Source organism: Porphyromonas canoris, assembly GCF_000765975.1.
Lineage (GTDB): Bacteria > Bacteroidota > Bacteroidia > Bacteroidales > Porphyromonadaceae > Porphyromonas_A > Porphyromonas_A canoris.
Genome location: NZ_JQZX01000009.1, coordinates 42868 through 60627, shown reverse-complemented (window position 1 = coordinate 60627; position 17760 = coordinate 42868). Strand labels below are relative to the sequence as shown.

Here is a 17760-nt window from a genome sequence, read left to right as displayed (position 1 = left end):
TCATTAAACACGTTTACCGGATTCGGTTAANTATTCTTTCGGCTTAACGTGTTTAATTTTTCAATGAACACGTTTACCGATTTCATTAAACACGTTTACCGGATTCGGTTAACGTGTTTAGAAATTTCACTTATAGTACTGACAGTTAGAGGATTGAGTGTTTTGCGCTCTTTTTTGCTGCTTTTAGGCTCAAAATCGCATTAGGTTTCATTCACAAACATAGGCGTTAAAATTCACCTATATTAACGCGAAAACAGCCCCTGAATCCGACCAAGAGGAAAAATTTTCCGAATTTCCACTTTTTCGTATTTCCCTTATAGTAAGATATTTATATAGTTCGCCTCTTTATGTCTTGAGTGAAGATGATTTGAAACAAGAAGGTCTCGGAAAAGAAAAGAGTCCACTAACGGAATCCGTTTTTATATAAAAAGACACGCCATGATCCCCTTTTCTCCTCTTGGCATTCCCTCTTGGCATAGTATATGTATGTATAAACTTCGGAAGGTTTTACCAAAGAACATGACCGATATGAAGCAAAACAGATACAATACTGTCTTTACAGACGAAACAACCGATAGCCCATTCATGACAGCTGTCATGGAAGAGGTAGTAGACTCTGCCCTTACAGAGCAGCCCTCTTCCGAAGAAGAGGGAGAGTCTTGGGACGAACTACTGACCGGAGAAAACGACAAAAGCAGTGCCGCAAAAACCTCTTCCGACTCCGGAAAAGGCAAAGGGAACAAAAGCCGTACACCCAACCTCGATCTCTATGGCATATCTCTCAATAGAAGAGTAAGGGAAGGAAAGATAGATCCGGTATATGGAAGAAACAAGGAGATAGTGCGCATCGCACAGATTCTTCTGAGAAAAAAGAAGAACAATCCGATTCTGCTCGGTCTGCCGGGAGTGGGAAAGACCGCAGTGGTAGAGGCTCTTGCACAACGCATAGAGCATGGAGAAGTGCCTCCTTTCCTTATGGGCAAAACCATATACTCTCTCGACCTTGCAGGCTTACTCGCAGGAGCGGTGTACAGAGGTCAGTTTGAAGAGAGACTGAAAAAGCTCATAGAAGAGGTGCAGAGCAATAGCGACATCATCCTGTACATAGATGAGATACACACCATCATGGGTGCGGGAAACTCTCAAGGCAGTTTGGATGCTGCCAATATACTGAAGCCGGCATTGGCTCGTGGAGATATCCGCTGCATCGGAGCCACGACTCTGGATGAGTATAGAAAGTCCATCGAAAAAGATGGTGCCATGGAACGAAGATTCCAAAAGGTAATGATAGATCCTCTGACAGAAGAGGAGACCAAAAATGTCTTGCTCGACCTGAAAGAGACCTACGAAAAGTTTCACCACGTTCAGTATGAAGAAGAGGCTCTCGAAGCATGTGTCTCTCTTACTGCCCGATATATAACAGACCGCAACTTCCCCGATAAGGCGATAGATGCAATGGATGAAGCCGGATCTTATATTGCAATCCTCGAACAGAATAAACCAAACAAGCTGGACTCCCTAAAAGAATCCCTTAAAGAGATCAGGCTGAAAAAAGATGCCGCTGTAAAGGAGAACAACTACGAACTTGCAGCGAAATACAGAGACCGGGAGTCTGCCACAAAAGAGGAAATAGAGCGTTATCTGGAGGCTTTGAAGAATAAAGACTTCACTACTCCCCCTCCTGCCGTGACGGTCGAGGATGTCGAGCGCACGGTCTCTCTCATGTCCGGAGTACCGGTCTCAAACATATCGGCGGATGATCTTACCAAGCTATCTACTCTTGCTCCTACGATCAAGTCCAAAGTGATAGGGCAAGATCATGCTGTGGAGACACTTATAAAGAGCATACAACGCAATAAAATCGGACTGAGAGACCCTAAAAAGCCTATCGGTTCGTACCTGCTTTTGGGATCTTCCGGTGTGGGAAAGACTTATCTCGCAAAGCAGATAGCAATAGAACTTTTCGGAACCGAGAAAGCTCTCATCAGGGTAGACATGAGCGAACTGATGGAGAAACACACCGTTTCTCGCCTTGTGGGAGCTCCTCCGGGATATGTAGGATACGACGAAGGAGGACAGCTGACCGAAAAAGTGCTCCGCCGTCCCTACTCTGTGGTGCTCTTCGACGAGATAGAGAAAGCCCACCCCGATGTGTTCAATATCCTGCTTCAGGTGTTGGATGATGGTATCTTGACCGATGGTAATGGCAAGACCGTGAACTTTAAGAACACGATCATCATCATGACTTCCAACATAGGTACTCGCCAGCTAAAAGACTTCGGCGTTGGGATAGGCTTCCGCGACACATCCGGAGACCTTAGCTCTCTCTCCCAGCAAGTGATACAAAAAGCTTTGCGCAAGACTTTTGCTCCGGAGTTTTTGAACAGAATAGATGACATCATCACCTTTAATGCGCTGGGTACAGAGTCTATACTTAAAATAGTAGACCTCGAACTTGCATCTCTTCTTAAGCGCATTGCGGAGATAGAAATATCGGTGCAAATCTCTCCCGAAGCAAAGTCTTTCCTCGCAAAAGAGGGATACGACGCCACCTATGGTGCTCGTCCTCTCAAAAGAGCCATAAGCAAGTATATAGAAAACAAGATATCGGATGGTATGATTTCGGGAGAAGTACAGAAAGGAAAGTGCTATCTGATAGATGTTGTCAAGGATGACAACGGCAATGCAACCGATACAATCGTGAAGGAAGTGTTCAGTATGGAAAACCTGAATATCGAACCTCAAAAAAAGGTACAGGAATAACATCCGCACTTCAACAGACAGGACATAAAACAACAATAAATGATATGAGTACAAAACAAGGAAACATTGGTGTAACAAGCGAAAACATTTTCCCTATTATTAAGAAGTTTCTCTACTCCGATCATGAGATCTTTCTAAGAGAATTGGTTTCTAATGCAGTAGATGCTACGCAAAAACTCAAGACTCTCAGTGCCAAGAACGAGTATAAAGGAGAGCTGGGAGATCTTACCATACGTCTGCGTATAGAGGATGACAAGCTCATCATATCGGATAGCGGTATAGGTATGACTGCCGAAGAGATAGAGAAGTATATCAATCAGATAGCAATCTCCGGAGCAGAAGAGTTCATGGAGAAGTACAAAGACGATGCCGCTGCCATCATCGGGCATTTCGGTCTCGGCTTCTACTCCTCTTTTATGGTGGCTTCCAAGGTAGAGATAGACACTCTAAGCTATAACGAAGGAGCAGAGCCTGTTTTGTGGAGCTGTACCGGTACTCCCTCTTTTGAAATGCAAAAGGGTACTCGCACGACACGAGGTACAGACATTATATTATATATAGATGAAGAGAATAAGGAGTTTCTCAATCCGGACAAGATAAAAGCCCTGCTTAAGAAGTACTGCCACTTCCTCCCCGTACAGATTGCTTTCGGATACGAACAGGAGTGGAAGGATGGCAAATATGTGGACACAGATAAAGAACTTATTATCAACACCACAGAACCTGCATGGACCAAGAAACCTGCCGATCTGAAAGACGAAGATTATCTCTCTTTCTATAATGAGCTTTATCCCTCTGCAGGTTTCGGCGGTATGGATGAGCCTCTCTTCTGGATCCATCTGAACATTGATTATCCGTTTAATCTTACCGGTATTCTCTACTTCCCTCGTATAAAAGATAATATAGACCTCTCCAAGCATAAGATACAGCTGTATAGCAATCAGGTTTTTGTTACTGAGAACGTAGAAGGTATCGTTCCGGATTATCTCAACATTCTGCATGGTGTGCTTGATTCTCCGGATATTCCTCTGAATGTTTCTCGTTCCTACCTTCAAAGCGACCGCAACGTCAAGAAAATATCTTCTTACATCACAAGAAAGGTCGCAGATAAGCTGGATGAACTATTCAAAGACAACCGTCCTTCGTACGAGGAAAAGTGGTCTGCTTTAGAGCTATTCGTGAAATATGGTATGCTGACGGAAGAAAAATTCTACGACAGAGCCAAGAAGTTCTTCCTTTTGAAAAACTCGGAAGAGAAGCTCTACACGGAAGAGGAGTACAGAAACCTTATCTCCTCTGTTCAAACAGACAAGGATGGTAAGCTTGTCCTACTCTACTCCACCAATATAGAAGAGCAATACTCTGCCGTAAAAGAGGCAACGGATAAAGGATATGATGTGCTTCTTTTGGATGGCAGATTGGATATGCCTCTTGTATCAATGCTCGAACAAAAATGGGAGAATGTTCGCTTTGCACGTGTCGATAGCGATGCCATAACAAACTTGATCCCAAAAGAAGAGAACAAAAAAGAGGTAGAGAAAGAGCTATTTGCAGGTCTTAACGGACTCTTTGCAGGGGCTGTTCCTAAAGCAAATGGAAAGAATTTCCATATCATTCCTTCTCACATGGGGTCGGATGCAAGACCTATCACTATCGTCAGAAATGAATTTATGAGACGTATGAAAGATATGTCCCAATTCCAGCAAGGGATGAACTTCTATGGAGATTTACCGGACAGCTTCGAGCTTTTGGTAAACGTGGATCACCCGATAGTGAAAAAGGTTTGGGAAGACTTTAATGCAACTCACGCAGAAGAAGCAAAAAGGCTGAACGGAGAGCTGAAAGGATTTGAAGCCAGAAGAGATGTGCTGACACAACAACTCTCTACCGATAAGACGGAAGAGGAAAAGAAAACATTGGAAGCTGATCTTGAAGAAACCAAAAAGCAGCTCTCGGATATCGAGCAGAAAAGACAAGGTCTGTTTGAAAAGTACGGCAGTGAGGACAAGATAATATCACAGCTGATCGACCTCGCACTCCTTGCCAATGGACTATTGAACGGGAAGCAGCTGGACAGCTTTATTTCTCGCTCGCTCGAAATAGTTGGAAAATAAATGCTATTTTTGTACAGGTGGAATCTTATGTTAGGTTTCACCTGTAACTTTTTTGAAGAACGGACTAAGAGACAAAGTAGCTTGTCGCTGCGCTAAGGTTTCAAGGCGGAGAGGAAAGTCCGGGCAACGTAGAGCACCATACTTCCTAACGGGAAGCTGCCTGTCCTTTCATGCGTGATAGAGAAAAAGGCAGACTAATGCAACAGAAAAGAACCGCCATTGGAGTCTCGACTTTAACGGTAAGGGTGAAAAGGTGAGGTAAGAGCTCACCGGAGGCATAGTGATATGTCTCGTCCGTGTATGTTATGGGTTGTAAGATCATGTATACCGACGTCTAAGTGTTGCTCGCACAATGTCGGGGGGTAGATCGCTAGAGATTGCAGGCGACTGCAATAGTAGATAAATGACAAGCACCTGATCTTCGGAGAGGGCACAGAACCCGGCTTATAGCTTTGTCTCTTTCGTTCTTCACACTTTATATTCGATATATGACAGACTCTGCTCCAAAGAAGAAGCCTGACGGGCAAAGAAAACCCAAGAAGAGCTTTGCAAAATGTATGTCTTACTCCTTCCGGATGGCGTACAAATTTATCACTGTAGATATGTGGCGCATATTCCCTGACGAGACTACCGGAGTGAAGGGAAAGATGACCAATACTCTTAGGGTCCTTTATATCACCATAGCGGAGTTTATTGAAGGTAACACGATGCGCAAGTCCGCAGCTCTAACCTACTCTACCATTCTGTCCATTGTCCCGTTATTGGCTATCCTTATCAGTATTGCTGCCGCATTTGGTGTACAGGAAACCGTACAGCAACAGCTGTATGAATATCTTCCTGCACACCGCTTAGAACTGACGCAGGGGCTGGAATTTGCTCAAAAGTATATCGCTGAGACAAAAGGAGGAGGGCTGTTCATCGGTATCGGTGTTATCTTTCTTCTATGGGCGGTAATCTCTTTGCTCTCCTCGATAGAAGATACTATCAATGATGTCTGGCAGATTAAAGAAGCTCGAAGTTGGAGCAGACGTATTCTCGGATACCTTGCTGCCTTTATCCTTCTTCCTGTTCTGATGACTTTAAGTTCCGGTATCAACATCTTCATTTCATCCTTAGGCAACGTAAACATAATAGATAGCATCAGTCTCACACCCATTGTTACACTTCTTCTTCACGTTGTTTCTTTCTGTATCGTTATTGGTATATTCACTACCCTTTTTCTCATCTTTCCCAATACAAGAGTACATTTCTCCAGTGCACTCATAGGGGGAACGGTTGCGGGGATCGGTTTTTCCCTATTCCAGTGGGTGTATATCTCCGGGATGCTTTGGGTTACAAAATATAATGCGATATATGGAAGTTTTGCAGCTATTCCACTTCTACTCATGTATATCAACTTTTCATGGGTCATCTGCCTATTCGGTGCGCATCTGAGCTATGCCATAGAAAACACATCGCTATATCTGTTCCGAGCAGAAAAAGATAACGTATCCAGAAGATTCCAAGACTTTGTTGCCTTGATACTAATGAAGAAGATCGCCACGGCATTCAAGAATGAGAGAAGCAAACCATACTCTATCGAAGGTCTTTCAAAAGAGAGCCGCATCCCAATCACCGTTGTAAGAGATATGTTAAACAGGCTTGTTGCCACAGGGCTTATACGTGAGATCCCCAATATTGATCTCCCAAGAACTCTCAGATACATGCCCAACGTAGATATTCATACCATCAGTGTGCAGAAAATATTACACGCGTTGGATACCTTGGGCTTTGAAAATCTTTCACAAGAGACCTATAAGCGGTTCGATCAAGAGTGGCAAACCATATTGGCAACAAGGGATATCAGAAAAGACGAAGCCGTAATGCAGCAGAATATTCTCGATATTTAGTTGGCTTCCCCTTATTTCTTCCGAAACGAAAACAGATATTACACATTCAAGAATAAAGATATTCTATTAAAAATCACAAATCAAAATCATGAAACTAAAAAGAGTTTTGTTAGGAATGTTCTTCGCCACGATTGCTTGGAGCGGTGTTGCTCAAGAACGTCCCCTATGGATGCGCTATCCAGCCATCTCTCCTGATGGGAAAGAGATTGCGTTCAGCTACAAAGGAGATATCTATAAGGTATCTGCTCAAGGCGGTCAGGCTGTTCGCCTTACTACAAACGAGGGGTACGAGAAAAGCCCTGTCTGGAGTCCCGATGGCTCAAAAATTGCTTTCACCAGCACTCGCAACAATGCCGGTGTAAACATCTATATCATGTCCTCAATGGGAGGAGTGGCTAAGCAGCTTACTACTCACTCCACTACGGAAACGCCATACACATTCACTCCGGATGGCAAAAGCGTGGTATTCAAAGCACACATCCAAGACCCTCATACCAGTGCCCTTTTCCCCACAGGACGTTTATCCGAGCTTTATGCCGTGTCTGTCAATGGAGGAAGACCCGAGCAGATTATCTCCACACCTGCTGAAGCTGTATCATACTCCAAAGACGGTAGCAAGTTCTTGTATCAAGACCTCAAAGGATTCGAGAATGAGTGGAGAAAGCATCACACTTCCTCTGTTTCCAGAGATATTTGGGAATATGACCTCAAGAGTGGTAAGCACAGGTTTGTAGTCCAACATGATGGAGAAGATAGAGATCCGGTGTACAGTTCGGACGGGAAAAAAGTCTACTTCCTAAGCGAACGCAAGGGTGGCTCTATGAATGTATATGAAACAGACATCAATGGTAATGGCGAGACTGTCAAGGCTCTGACATCGTTCAAAGGGGATCCGGTTCGTTTCCTCTCCACATCCAAAGACGGAAAGCTATGCTTCGGATATGCAGGAGAGATATATACCATGACTCCGGGACAAAAGCCTCAACGGGTCAATATATCTGTTGCAACAGACATCTCCGATGTTCAAGACAGACGTCTTTTCCTACAAGGCTATCAGTCTGCAAGTGTCTCTCCCGACGGGAAACAACTTGCTTTCGTATCTAGAGGAGAGGTGTTTGTAACATCAGTGGATTACAGCACAACAAAGAGAATAACCAACACTCCTTCCGGAGAGCAAAGTGTAACCTTCGGAGCAGATAACCGCTCTATCGTATATGCAAGCGACAGAAGCGGCAAATGGGATCTCTACAAAGCAACAATAGTAAACAAGAACGAGCAGAACTTCCCCAATGCCACCATTATTAAGGAAGAACTTCTCATACCGGGCAATAAAGTGGAGAAGATGCATCCGGCATTCTCTCCCGACGGAACAGAGGTAGCATTCGTGTTGGGACGTAAAAAACTTGCCGTGTACAACCTCAAAAGCGGAAAGATAAGAGAGATCACCGATGGTTCTACACAGCATGGAGAAGATGGCGATATGAACTTCGAGTGGAGTCCGGACGGCAAATGGTTTGCCATTTCTTACGTTGCCAGAAACCACGCACCCTATTATGATATAGGTATCGTTAGTGCCAAAGGCGGAGAACCGATATTCAATGTAACCAACAGCGGATACTTCGACATGAATCCGCATTGGGCTATGGACGGCAATGCCATCATCTTCCACAGCGAACGTTATGGTATGCGCAATCACGCCTCTTGGGGTTCTCAGTCCGATGTCATGATCGCTTTCATGAACAGAGAGGCCTACAACAAGTTCAAGATGAACGAAGAGGAGTTTGAACTCTTCTCGGAAGAGGAAAAGAGCATCAAGAAAGAGGCCGAAGAGAAAGAGAAGAAAGAGAAAAAAGGAAAGAAGGAGGAGGATAAGAAGAAAGCATCCGAAAAGAAAGATCTCAATATCGAGTTCGACAACATGGAGGATCGCATCATTCGTCTTACACCGAACTCTTCTGCCTTGGGAGACGCTATCGTCACCAAAGATGGCAAGAAGATGTACTACCTCTCTGCATTTGAAGGCGGATACGACCTTTGGTCTTATGACTTGAGAAAACGCTCCACAAAACTGCTAAGAAAGATGGATTCCGGAGGAGCACAGTTCCAGATGGACAAAGAGGGCAAGCAGATCTTCATCCTTGGGGCTCAACCTCAGAAGATGACCGTGGCAGGAGAGACTTTTAAGCCGATCTCCTATCAAGCCGAATGGAAAACAGATCTTGCCGCAGAGCGCGAATATATGTTCAATGTCGTTAAACGTGAAGAAGCTCTTCGCTTTTACGATGCCGGCATGCATGGTGTAAAGTGGGACGAACTTACCAAACACTACTCTCGCTATCTCCCTTACATCTCCAACAACTACGACTATGCCGAAATGCTGAGCGAATTGCTTGGAGAGCTTAATGTCTCTCACACCGGATCCGGTTACAGAGGAAGCGGAGCTTCCGAACCTACTGCGGAGCTCGGACTATTCCTCTCTTGGGAAAAGGGCAAGGATGGTCTGCTTGTGGATGAAGTGATAACAGGTGGTCCGTTTGACAACTTCAGAAGCAAAGTTAAAGCCGGCGACATCATCGAGAAGATTGATGGTGAAGATATCAAAGCAGGCGAAGACTACTTCCCTCTCCTTAATGGAAAGATCAGACGCAACATTTCCGTATCGTTCTACTCCCCTAAGAGCAAAGAGCGTTGGGGCGAAACCGTGAAAGGTATCTCCTCTTCACAGCTCGAAGATCTGCTCTACAAGAGATGGGTTAAGCAGCGTGCCGATGAGGTAGACAAGCTATCCAAAGGACGTTTAGGCTATGTACACATCCCTTCAATGGGAGACCCAAGCTTCCGTACGGTTTACTCCGAAGTGATGGGACGCTATTACGACCGTGAAGGCATCGTTATAGATATTCGTTACAACGGTGGCGGACGTCTTCATGAAGACTTGGAAGTATTCTTTACCGGAAAGAAATATCTGCAACAGCAGATTCGTGGAAAAGATTACTGCGAAATGCCGTCTCGCAGATGGAATCATGAGTCTGTCATGGTCATGTGTGAAGCGGACTACAGCAACGCTCACGGTACACCATGGGTGTACAAACACCTTGGAATAGGTAAGCTCGTCGGTATGCCTGTCCCGGGAACCATGACGAGTGTCAACTGGGTTACGCTTCAAGATCCGAGCTTGTACTTCGGTATTCCTGCCGTTGGCTACAAGACCGCAGAGGGTATATATCTCGAAAACTACGAGCTGCACCCTGACGTTAAAGTGCGTCTCGACTTTGATAAAGCCCTAAAAGGCAAAGACACACAGATGGAAGCAGCAGTAGAAACATTGCTAAAAGAGGTCGGTAAAAAAGAGTAACCCCTTCCGTCCATAATATTGGAGAAAAAGCTCCGGTGTGAAGATTGAAAAATCTCATACCGGAGTTTCTTTTTTATGTCTCTCTTTTCTGCTCCTTTTGCCCCAAAATATAGGGGGATTTTGCGTGCACTTTTATATAAAAACAGAGTGCAGAGAAGAGCCACCGCTCTCTTCCACTTTTGCTCTCTTTTCCCTCAACCAAATCGCAAGAAGAGGATAATCCCCTAAAAATAAGGCAAATATAAATCAGCTCGAATTTGGAAAAAATTTTTTCTCAGTCCATTTCATGGGCGTTTTTCGCGTTAACAGGTGTGAATTTTAACACCCATTTCTGTAAACGTTTCCTAATAAAGAAATCTGCCTTTTTGGGTACTTTTTAGGGCAAAAACACATAAAATACTGGCATACAACCTTTTATCAATTTCGGCTAAACACGTTAATCGAAATCGGTAAACGTGTTCAATGAAATCGGTAAACGTGTTTACTGAAAAATTAAACACGTTAAGCCGAAACAATATGCTCGTTTAGCGTTTTTGCTTAACAAGTATCGGAATTTGTGTTAATAAAACAGTCCTGATTTAACAATTCGGTCGTGCTCTGAAAACAACCCCTCCGATCAAAATAGAGAGACCGAAAAAAGTGAGCATTTTTCGGGATGGAATATATAAAAATCCACTCTCGCCAAAACATCCGAAAAGCAATAAAAACTTGTAGCTTTGCAAACAAAATCGGGAGTGGAAACAGTGCATAAAACTGCCTTGCACCATCCGCCCCGGTTACAATACCCTAAAACAATATTGTGGACAAGAAATTTCATCTCAAACAGTTCAGCATCGCTCATCACAGAAGTGCCATGAAAGTGGGTACGGATGCGCTTATCCTTGGAGCCGTTGCCGGTAGAACGATGCCCTCCGAGCCGGATACCATACTGGATATAGGCACCGGATGCGGCATTGTGGCACTGATGCTGTCTCAGAGATTCGGCAGTAGCAACGTTGTGGGAGTGGATATACACGAAGAGAGCATTGCGGATGCGGAGGAGAACAGAAAGGGTTTTCCTCATCCCGACAAACTGCAGTTTGTCCATGCCGATATAGAACATTTTTCTTCGGAACGCTTTCCCCTCTATGACCTTATTGTCTCCAATCCTCCCTACTTTACGGCTACACACAGCTCTCCATCCGAGTTAAAAACTCTTGCCAAACACGCCATCACACTCCCGGCAATCACTCTGTTTCGGAGGGCAAAGCAGATGCTGAGCCGACACGGAGAGGTTGCCATCATATATCCTGCATCTATGGCACAGGAGTACGAAGCAGCCGCCCAAGAGTGCGGACTGATACTACACCGGAGAGTAGCCATACGAGGACGGCAGGATCTTCCGGTAAAACGCTTTCTAAGTACATGGAAAATGGAGGAGAGAGAGGGTTTAATAGAAGAGTCCGAGCTGGTCATAGAGGTAGAGAGACACAGGTACACAGCGGAGTACAAAGCTCTTATGATGCCGTTTATGCCGGATTCGGTCTTGAATAAATAGCACTATTTTCTTGGCAGTCTAAAATAAATTGACTATCTTTGCCCGACCAAAGAAAGCAAGACAAATCAAAACAGCATAAAAAGTTAAAAAGCAATGAAAAGAACATTCCAGCCTTCTAACAGAAAGAGAAGAAACAAACACGGCTTCCGCTCAAGAATGGCAACGGCAAACGGACGTAGAGTTCTCGCAGCCAGAAGAGCTAAAGGCAGAGCTAAGCTAACTGTTTCTGACGAGTATCCAAGATAACAAGAACAGATGCTCCCTGCGGAGCTGTTATCATAGACTTCCCTTACAGTTTCAGACTGCAAGGGAAGTTTTTTATTGTACAGACAGAAAGCTTCAAGCAGATACCTTGACCTCCTCACCCCAAAATGGTTCTCTTCCGGGGCAGAAAGGTTGCGCTCTCTGCCTTAAGAAATCACAATAGACAAAAGAGGGAGATAGCCCGATTCGGAATTGGCTATCTCCCTCTTGTTGTGAAATAATATTGCTAACTTTAGAGGTCAAAAAAGTCAATAAAAATGAACAAAAATATAGTACGAATTGCGCTCACGGGAGGACCTTGCGCCGGTAAGACCACGGCAATGGCGAAGATCATAGAGCGATTTACCATAAGAGGATATTTGGTGTATGCCTTACCCGAAATCCCCACGATATTTACGGCGGCATCCGTCAACTTCCTTACAGACGATAAGACCTACTTCTACAATGCGGAAAAAGCGGTCTTGAAGTTTCAGCTCCAAATGGAAAACATCTTCTATGAGCTGGCAAAGTCTGTCAATAAACCGGTACTGATCATATCCGACAGAGGTACCATGGATATTTCTGCATACATGGACCCAAATATGTGGCAAGCCATGCTGGACGAACTCTCCCTTTCGGAAGTGATGCTGAGAGATGCCCGATACGATGCGGTAATACACATGGTAACAGCGGCAGACGGAGCGGAAGACTTCTATACCATCGAAAACAATGCGGCAAGAACAGAGACGGTAGAATTGGCTCGCGAGTTGGATGGTAAGATTCTAAGTGCCTGGACAGGGCATCCGAACCTGCGCATCGTCCAAAACAATAGTGATTTCGATGCCAAGATAGAGCAGACCATCCGTGAGATTGCCTGCGTTGTGGGAGATGAAACAGCCGATGAAACCCGAAGGACATTCAAGGTAGAGGTAACCGGTGATGTGCCTTATGGTATAGAGACAGAGATATTCGAGTACATGCTCAATACGGACATAAAAGGAAATACAAAGATCAAGAAACGCGGAACAGCCGGCAACTTCGTCTATTTTCACTCTTTCTTCCGTACCACTTCGGAGGGTAAGAGTGCAGAAGTAGAACGCCTTATCACACCGGAAGAGTTCGTTATATATCTCAGACATATAGAGCCGGATGCTCCCGTTATACACAAAAGGAGAAAGAGCTTTGTCTGGAGAGGACTTGCCCTCGAAGTGGACACCCTCTTATCTCCCGAGTACAGCTACTCGCTTCTACACACCATGACCTCCAAGCCTATGTCCGAGATCAAATTTCCGCCGTTTATAAAGGTATTGGAAGAGGTGGATAGAAGCGTAATGGAACATCCGCAACAATAGAGAAGAAACAACCTAAATCAATCCATTATATGAGAAAAAATCTATCTTTAATACTTTCCATCCTGCTTATTACGCTGGGTGGATCTGCATTTTCTTCATGTTCTAAGTCCGGAGAGAAGAGTACGGACTCTGCTCTCTTCCCCAAGAGCATTCTTGATGAAGCCATCAAAAGCTATCAGGAGAAATGTTCCTATCTGGGCTTACCTGTTTCCGACCATGTCCCCGCAGGCGAAGTGTCCCAACCGGTACAAGAAGCATTGGACTTTTTGTATGGCTATATGATCACCCCGGATATGCTCGATTACAGCACGGCATTCTATGTAAAGAACATAGAGACCAGTTACAAGGCAAGAGAGGAAATGCCTTGGGGGAAGTCTGTTCCGGCAGATGTTTTTCGTCATTTCGTACTTCCCGTTCGGGTCAATAACGAAGCTCTGGACAATAGTAGAGAGTTGTTCTACGAAGAGCTAAAGAACAGAGTAAAAGGTCTATCCATGATGGATGCCGTGCTGGAAGTGAATCACTGGTGCAACGAACACGTAACCTACGAGCCATCGGACGGACGTACCTCTTCTCCTGTGTACACTCTGCAAAATGCTCTTGGACGTTGCGGTGAGGAGAGTACCTTTACCGTTGCCGCACTGCGTTCGGTGGGTATTCCTGCCAGACAGGTCTATACTCCCAGATGGGCGCATACGGACGACAACCATGCCTGGGTAGAGGCTTGGGTAGATGGCAAGTGGTACTATCTGGGAGCGTGCGAGCCGGCACCGGTACTCAACAACGCCTGGTTCGATGCCCCTGTACGCCGTGCCATGATGCTGCATACCAAAGCATTTGGTGCTTATAGCGGATCGGAAGCATCCTTGAAGCAGTTCCCGACATACACCGAGCTCAACCTCACTTCTCTCTATGTGCCGACAGCTCCGGCGAGAGTAAAAGTGTTGAAAGACGGCGTTCCGCAAAAAGATGTGAAGGTATCGTTCAGACTCTACAACTATGCGGAGTTTTTCCCTATCACGAGCATTCTTACGGATAAAAACGGAGAAGCCGCTCTCGAAACCGGCATCGGAGACATGCTTGCCACAGCGGAGCACGGAATAGAAGCCATGGCGATGGGCGTGGTACGCGCAGGAGGCGAGACATTGGAGCTGAACCTCCAACCATTTGCGGAGATGCCTTCGGAGCTTCACTGGGTCATCAACCCTCCGGAAGCGGTAACACCTTCCAACACTATCGACAGTACGGCTATCAGGGCTTGTGCTCTCCGCATCGTGGAGAACGACTCCATCAGAAAAGCCTACCTCGCGACCTTCCCCGGCTCTCTCCGGGCGGAAGAGACATTTAAGTCGCTCGGTCTGAAAAACAAAGAACTTTGGAGCAAAGTCTATATCGAAAGCAGAGGACACCATCATACTATCCTGAAGTTTATGGAGAACCTCGCTCCCGAACAGAGGGAACTCGGACTTCTGCTTCTCTCTTCGCTCACAAAGAAAGACCTGCATGACGTTCCGTACGATGTGCTGACCGATGTCATGAAACATTATAAAGGCGGAACATCCGACAAAGAGGTGAAGTATCTCCTCTCTCCTCGTGTCGGCACCGAACAGCTATTCCCCGTACAAGAGACTCTCAACGAAGCCTTGAAGGTCATCTTTGCCGATAACGCCACAGAAAGTTCGGAGAAAGAAGCATCTTGGACTGCTCTTTCCGCAACAGAGAGAGCCGAAAAGATAGCCACCTATCTTCGTACATTCAAAGTGGACGAGCAGTATAACCCCATCCGCCATCCGCTTTCTCCGGCAACGGTACTCTCTCACAAGGTGGGGGATGTTCGCAGTTTGGCATTTACGTTTGTGCGCTTGTGCCGTGCGGCAGGTGTACTTTCAGAGTATGACGGCACCATCGGCGTCTCCAAGATCTACACTGAAGATGGTAGCTACAAGCTTTTTGCCATAGCTCCGGAAGAGGAGAGCAAAGTGAATCCGGACAAAGCGGGCACATGCAAGATCAGTCTCGACTATACACCGCTGCCCTATCTTTCAGATCCGAAGTACTACTACAACTTCTCTCTTGGCTACATCTCGCCATCCGGTGCGCCTGTTACTTATGACATAGCAGACGGTCTGAGCTACAAGGAGACCGTAAAGAATCCTTTGGAATACGAAAACAACTACATCATCACCGGGACACGTCTTGCTTCCGGAGGTGTATTGGTTGCATTCCGCAAGCTCACTTGTGAAGACACTCCCAATATAATGGCATTCGACAGAGACACTACGGCAATATCCGTCATCGGCAGCATGAATCCGGAAGCTCTGTATCACGACCTCAAGACAGACAGCAAAAAAACGCTGCTAAGCTCTACGGGAAGAGGCTACTATGTACTGGTGCTGGGCAAGGATCACCATGAGCCTACCGACCACATCTTGAGAGATCTTCGCAAGTCCATGTGGAACGAAGAGAGCAAGAGCCTCACACTTCCGGTCGTTGTCCTTCAACAGATGCAGGGAGACGGAGCACCTTCTGCGATGGATCTGCTTCCGGAAGCATTCTGGGGCAAAGACACGGACGGCTCCATACTGAAGCTCCTCACCACCGGTACGGAGACCGCCATTCCTTTCGAGTATCCTCTGCTTGCCGTTTGCGATACGTTCGGACGTGTCGTGTTCGTATCCCAAGGTTATACCATAGGCATAGGAGACAGAATATCCAAGGTCGTTTCAGAAGTCAAGTAACATTCATCTCAAATACACTACATCAATGAAAATAAGACTCGCCCTCAAATCTGCGACAGCGGTTGCTGTCTGTGTTCTTTCCGTATGGGCATCCTTTCCGTCGGCAGCTCAGACCACCAACGGAAAACCTGTGAAGCAAGCCAAGAACGTCATCCTTATGATTGCCGACGGCACCTCACTCTCTGCTGTGTCGGGAGCGCGTTGGTATCAGAGGTACATGGATGCGGAGAGCAAGCATCTGCATCTGGACCCTTACATGAGTGGGACCATCATCACATTCTCTTCGGACGCACCCATCGGGGACTCCGCGCCCACCACTTCCTGCTACATGACCGGGATGCCATCGAGAGCGGGATACATCTCCACCTACCCCATGAGCACTCCGGGAGCCGACCTTGTTCCGGTGGATACGACCAGGTCTTTGAGGCCGCTCATGACGCTGCTTGAAGCTACAAGGATCAAGCACAACAGAAAGACCGGGCTGGTGTTCACCTGCGAGTTTCCGCACGCCACTCCGGCGGACTGCGCGGCGCACTCTTATTCGAGGAAGAGGTACGACTGGATCGTGCCGCAGATGGTACACAACCGGCTCGATGTCGTCATCGGAGGAGGTGCCGGTCTGCTATCCGAGCAGCACCGCAAACATCTCACCGAGTCGGGCGTGAGTGTCTTTCTGAACGACAAAGAGGGAGCCTCCAAAGACACCAATCCGAGGATGTGGCAGCTCTACGAGAAAGCCGATGTCCCTTACGACATAGACCGCGATCCGGCAGAGATCCCCTCTCTTGCGGAGATGACTGCAGATGCGCTGCGCCGCCTCTCTTCGGGAGAGCGTTCGGAGAACGGATTCTTCCTGATGGTCGAGGGCAGCAAGGTGGACTGGGCTGCGCACGCGAACGATCCCGTGGCACTCGTCACGGAGTTTATCGCGTTTGACAAAGCGTTTGCCGAGGCGTTGGAGTTTGCCAAGAAGGACGGCAACACGGTGATCATCGTAACTTCCGATCACGGCAACAGCGGATTTTCTTTGGGACGGCGCGAAGTGCCTTACACCACGGCGAGCGGACAGCACCTGTTCGGGGCTCTGACCGCAGTGCGAAAGACCTCCGAGTTCATTGCCGAAGAGCTGAACAGGCACCCCTACTCCGAAGCTCGCGCCATCGTGGAGAAGCACACCGGCTTTGCACTTACGGACAGGGAGCTGGCACTTCTTGCCGAGTGCAAGGGGTACAAAAACAGCCCGAAGCCTGCCGAGGAGCGTTCCGAAGAGCAGATAGGCGATGGCGGCTACAAGGGCACTCTTCCGGCACTCATCAACCACTTTTTCCATGCCCGGATACCGCTCGGCTTCACCACCAACGGGCACACGGCGGAAGAGGTGTTCCTTGCCGTGTACACGCCGGAGGAGGTGGACAAGCTCGTGGGCGTGAACCAAAACACGGATCTGCACCGCTACATGGCTACGCTCTTGGGCATGGGCGATGAGCTGCCTGCGATGAGCGACCGCTACTTTGCCCCGCACGACGAAGTGTTCAAAGGGATGAAGTTCCGCCTGACTTCCGACGAAAAAGGGCAAGCCACGCTCACGGTGAAAGGCAAGCGGGGCAAGGCTCTGGAGATCGAGGCGTACACGAACATCGCCACGCTGAAGCAGGGGAAAAAGATCCTCTCCAAACGGGAGATGCCCACCGTGGCGGTCTATGTGGACAAGCGCGACAAGCTCTATCTCCCTGCCGACATCAGAAGCTGGATAGAGTAACGAGCCGTGC

9 protein-coding genes and 1 other RNA gene are annotated in these 17760 nt (G+C 46.8%); all 10 read left to right on the top strand.

All coding sequences use genetic code 11. From position 1 onward, the window contains the following. Positions 1–528 precede the first annotated feature (528 nt). The 10 genes from HQ29_RS05065 to HQ29_RS05020 all read left to right on the top strand — a co-directional run bounded on the left by HQ29_RS05065 (position 529) and on the right by HQ29_RS05020 (position 17750). Complete coding sequence (locus HQ29_RS05065) at positions 529–2763, top strand: ATP-dependent Clp protease ATP-binding subunit (RefSeq protein ID WP_235305959.1); 2235 nt, start codon at positions 529–531, stop codon at positions 2761–2763. A gap of 44 nt (positions 2764–2807) precedes the next feature. Beyond that, positions 2808–4877: a molecular chaperone HtpG gene (gene htpG, locus HQ29_RS05060; RefSeq protein ID WP_036868018.1), complete on the top strand. Its 2070-nt coding sequence runs from the start codon at positions 2808–2810 to the stop codon at positions 4875–4877. Positions 4878–4945: 68 nt separating this feature from the next. Beyond that, positions 4946–5340: RNase P RNA component class A (gene rnpB / locus HQ29_RS09920), an RNA gene on the top strand. 112 nt (positions 5341–5452) lie between these two features. Next, positions 5453–6766 carry a YihY/virulence factor BrkB family protein gene (locus tag HQ29_RS05055; protein WP_161781561.1) on the top strand — a complete coding sequence of 438 codons (1314 nt, stop codon included), beginning with the start codon at positions 5453–5455 and terminating at the stop codon, positions 6764–6766. A 115-nt stretch (positions 6767–6881) separates the two neighbouring features. Continuing rightward, positions 6882–10121, top strand: coding sequence for a S41 family peptidase (locus HQ29_RS05050; protein WP_235318027.1), 3240 nt, complete (start codon positions 6882–6884; stop codon positions 10119–10121). Positions 10122–10920: 799 nt separating this feature from the next. Beyond that, complete coding sequence (locus HQ29_RS05040) at positions 10921–11658, top strand: tRNA1(Val) (adenine(37)-N6)-methyltransferase (protein ID WP_036868010.1); 738 nt, start codon at positions 10921–10923, stop codon at positions 11656–11658. A gap of 93 nt (positions 11659–11751) precedes the next feature. Then, positions 11752–11904, top strand: a complete 153-nt coding sequence (gene rpmH, locus HQ29_RS05035; RefSeq protein WP_036845879.1) for a 50S ribosomal protein L34 — start codon at positions 11752–11754, stop codon at positions 11902–11904. A 275-nt stretch (positions 11905–12179) separates the two neighbouring features. Next, positions 12180–13253 (top strand): ATP/GTP-binding protein, encoded by a 1074-nt coding sequence (locus HQ29_RS05030; protein ID WP_036863126.1) that lies wholly within the window; start codon positions 12180–12182, stop codon positions 13251–13253. A gap of 29 nt (positions 13254–13282) precedes the next feature. After that, positions 13283–15991, top strand: a complete 2709-nt coding sequence (locus HQ29_RS05025) for a transglutaminase-like domain-containing protein (RefSeq protein ID WP_052089839.1) — start codon at positions 13283–13285, stop codon at positions 15989–15991. A 25-nt stretch (positions 15992–16016) separates the two neighbouring features. After that, positions 16017–17750, top strand: coding sequence for an alkaline phosphatase (locus tag HQ29_RS05020; protein WP_082226843.1), 1734 nt, complete (start codon positions 16017–16019; stop codon positions 17748–17750). Positions 17751–17760: the final 10 nt, after the last annotated feature.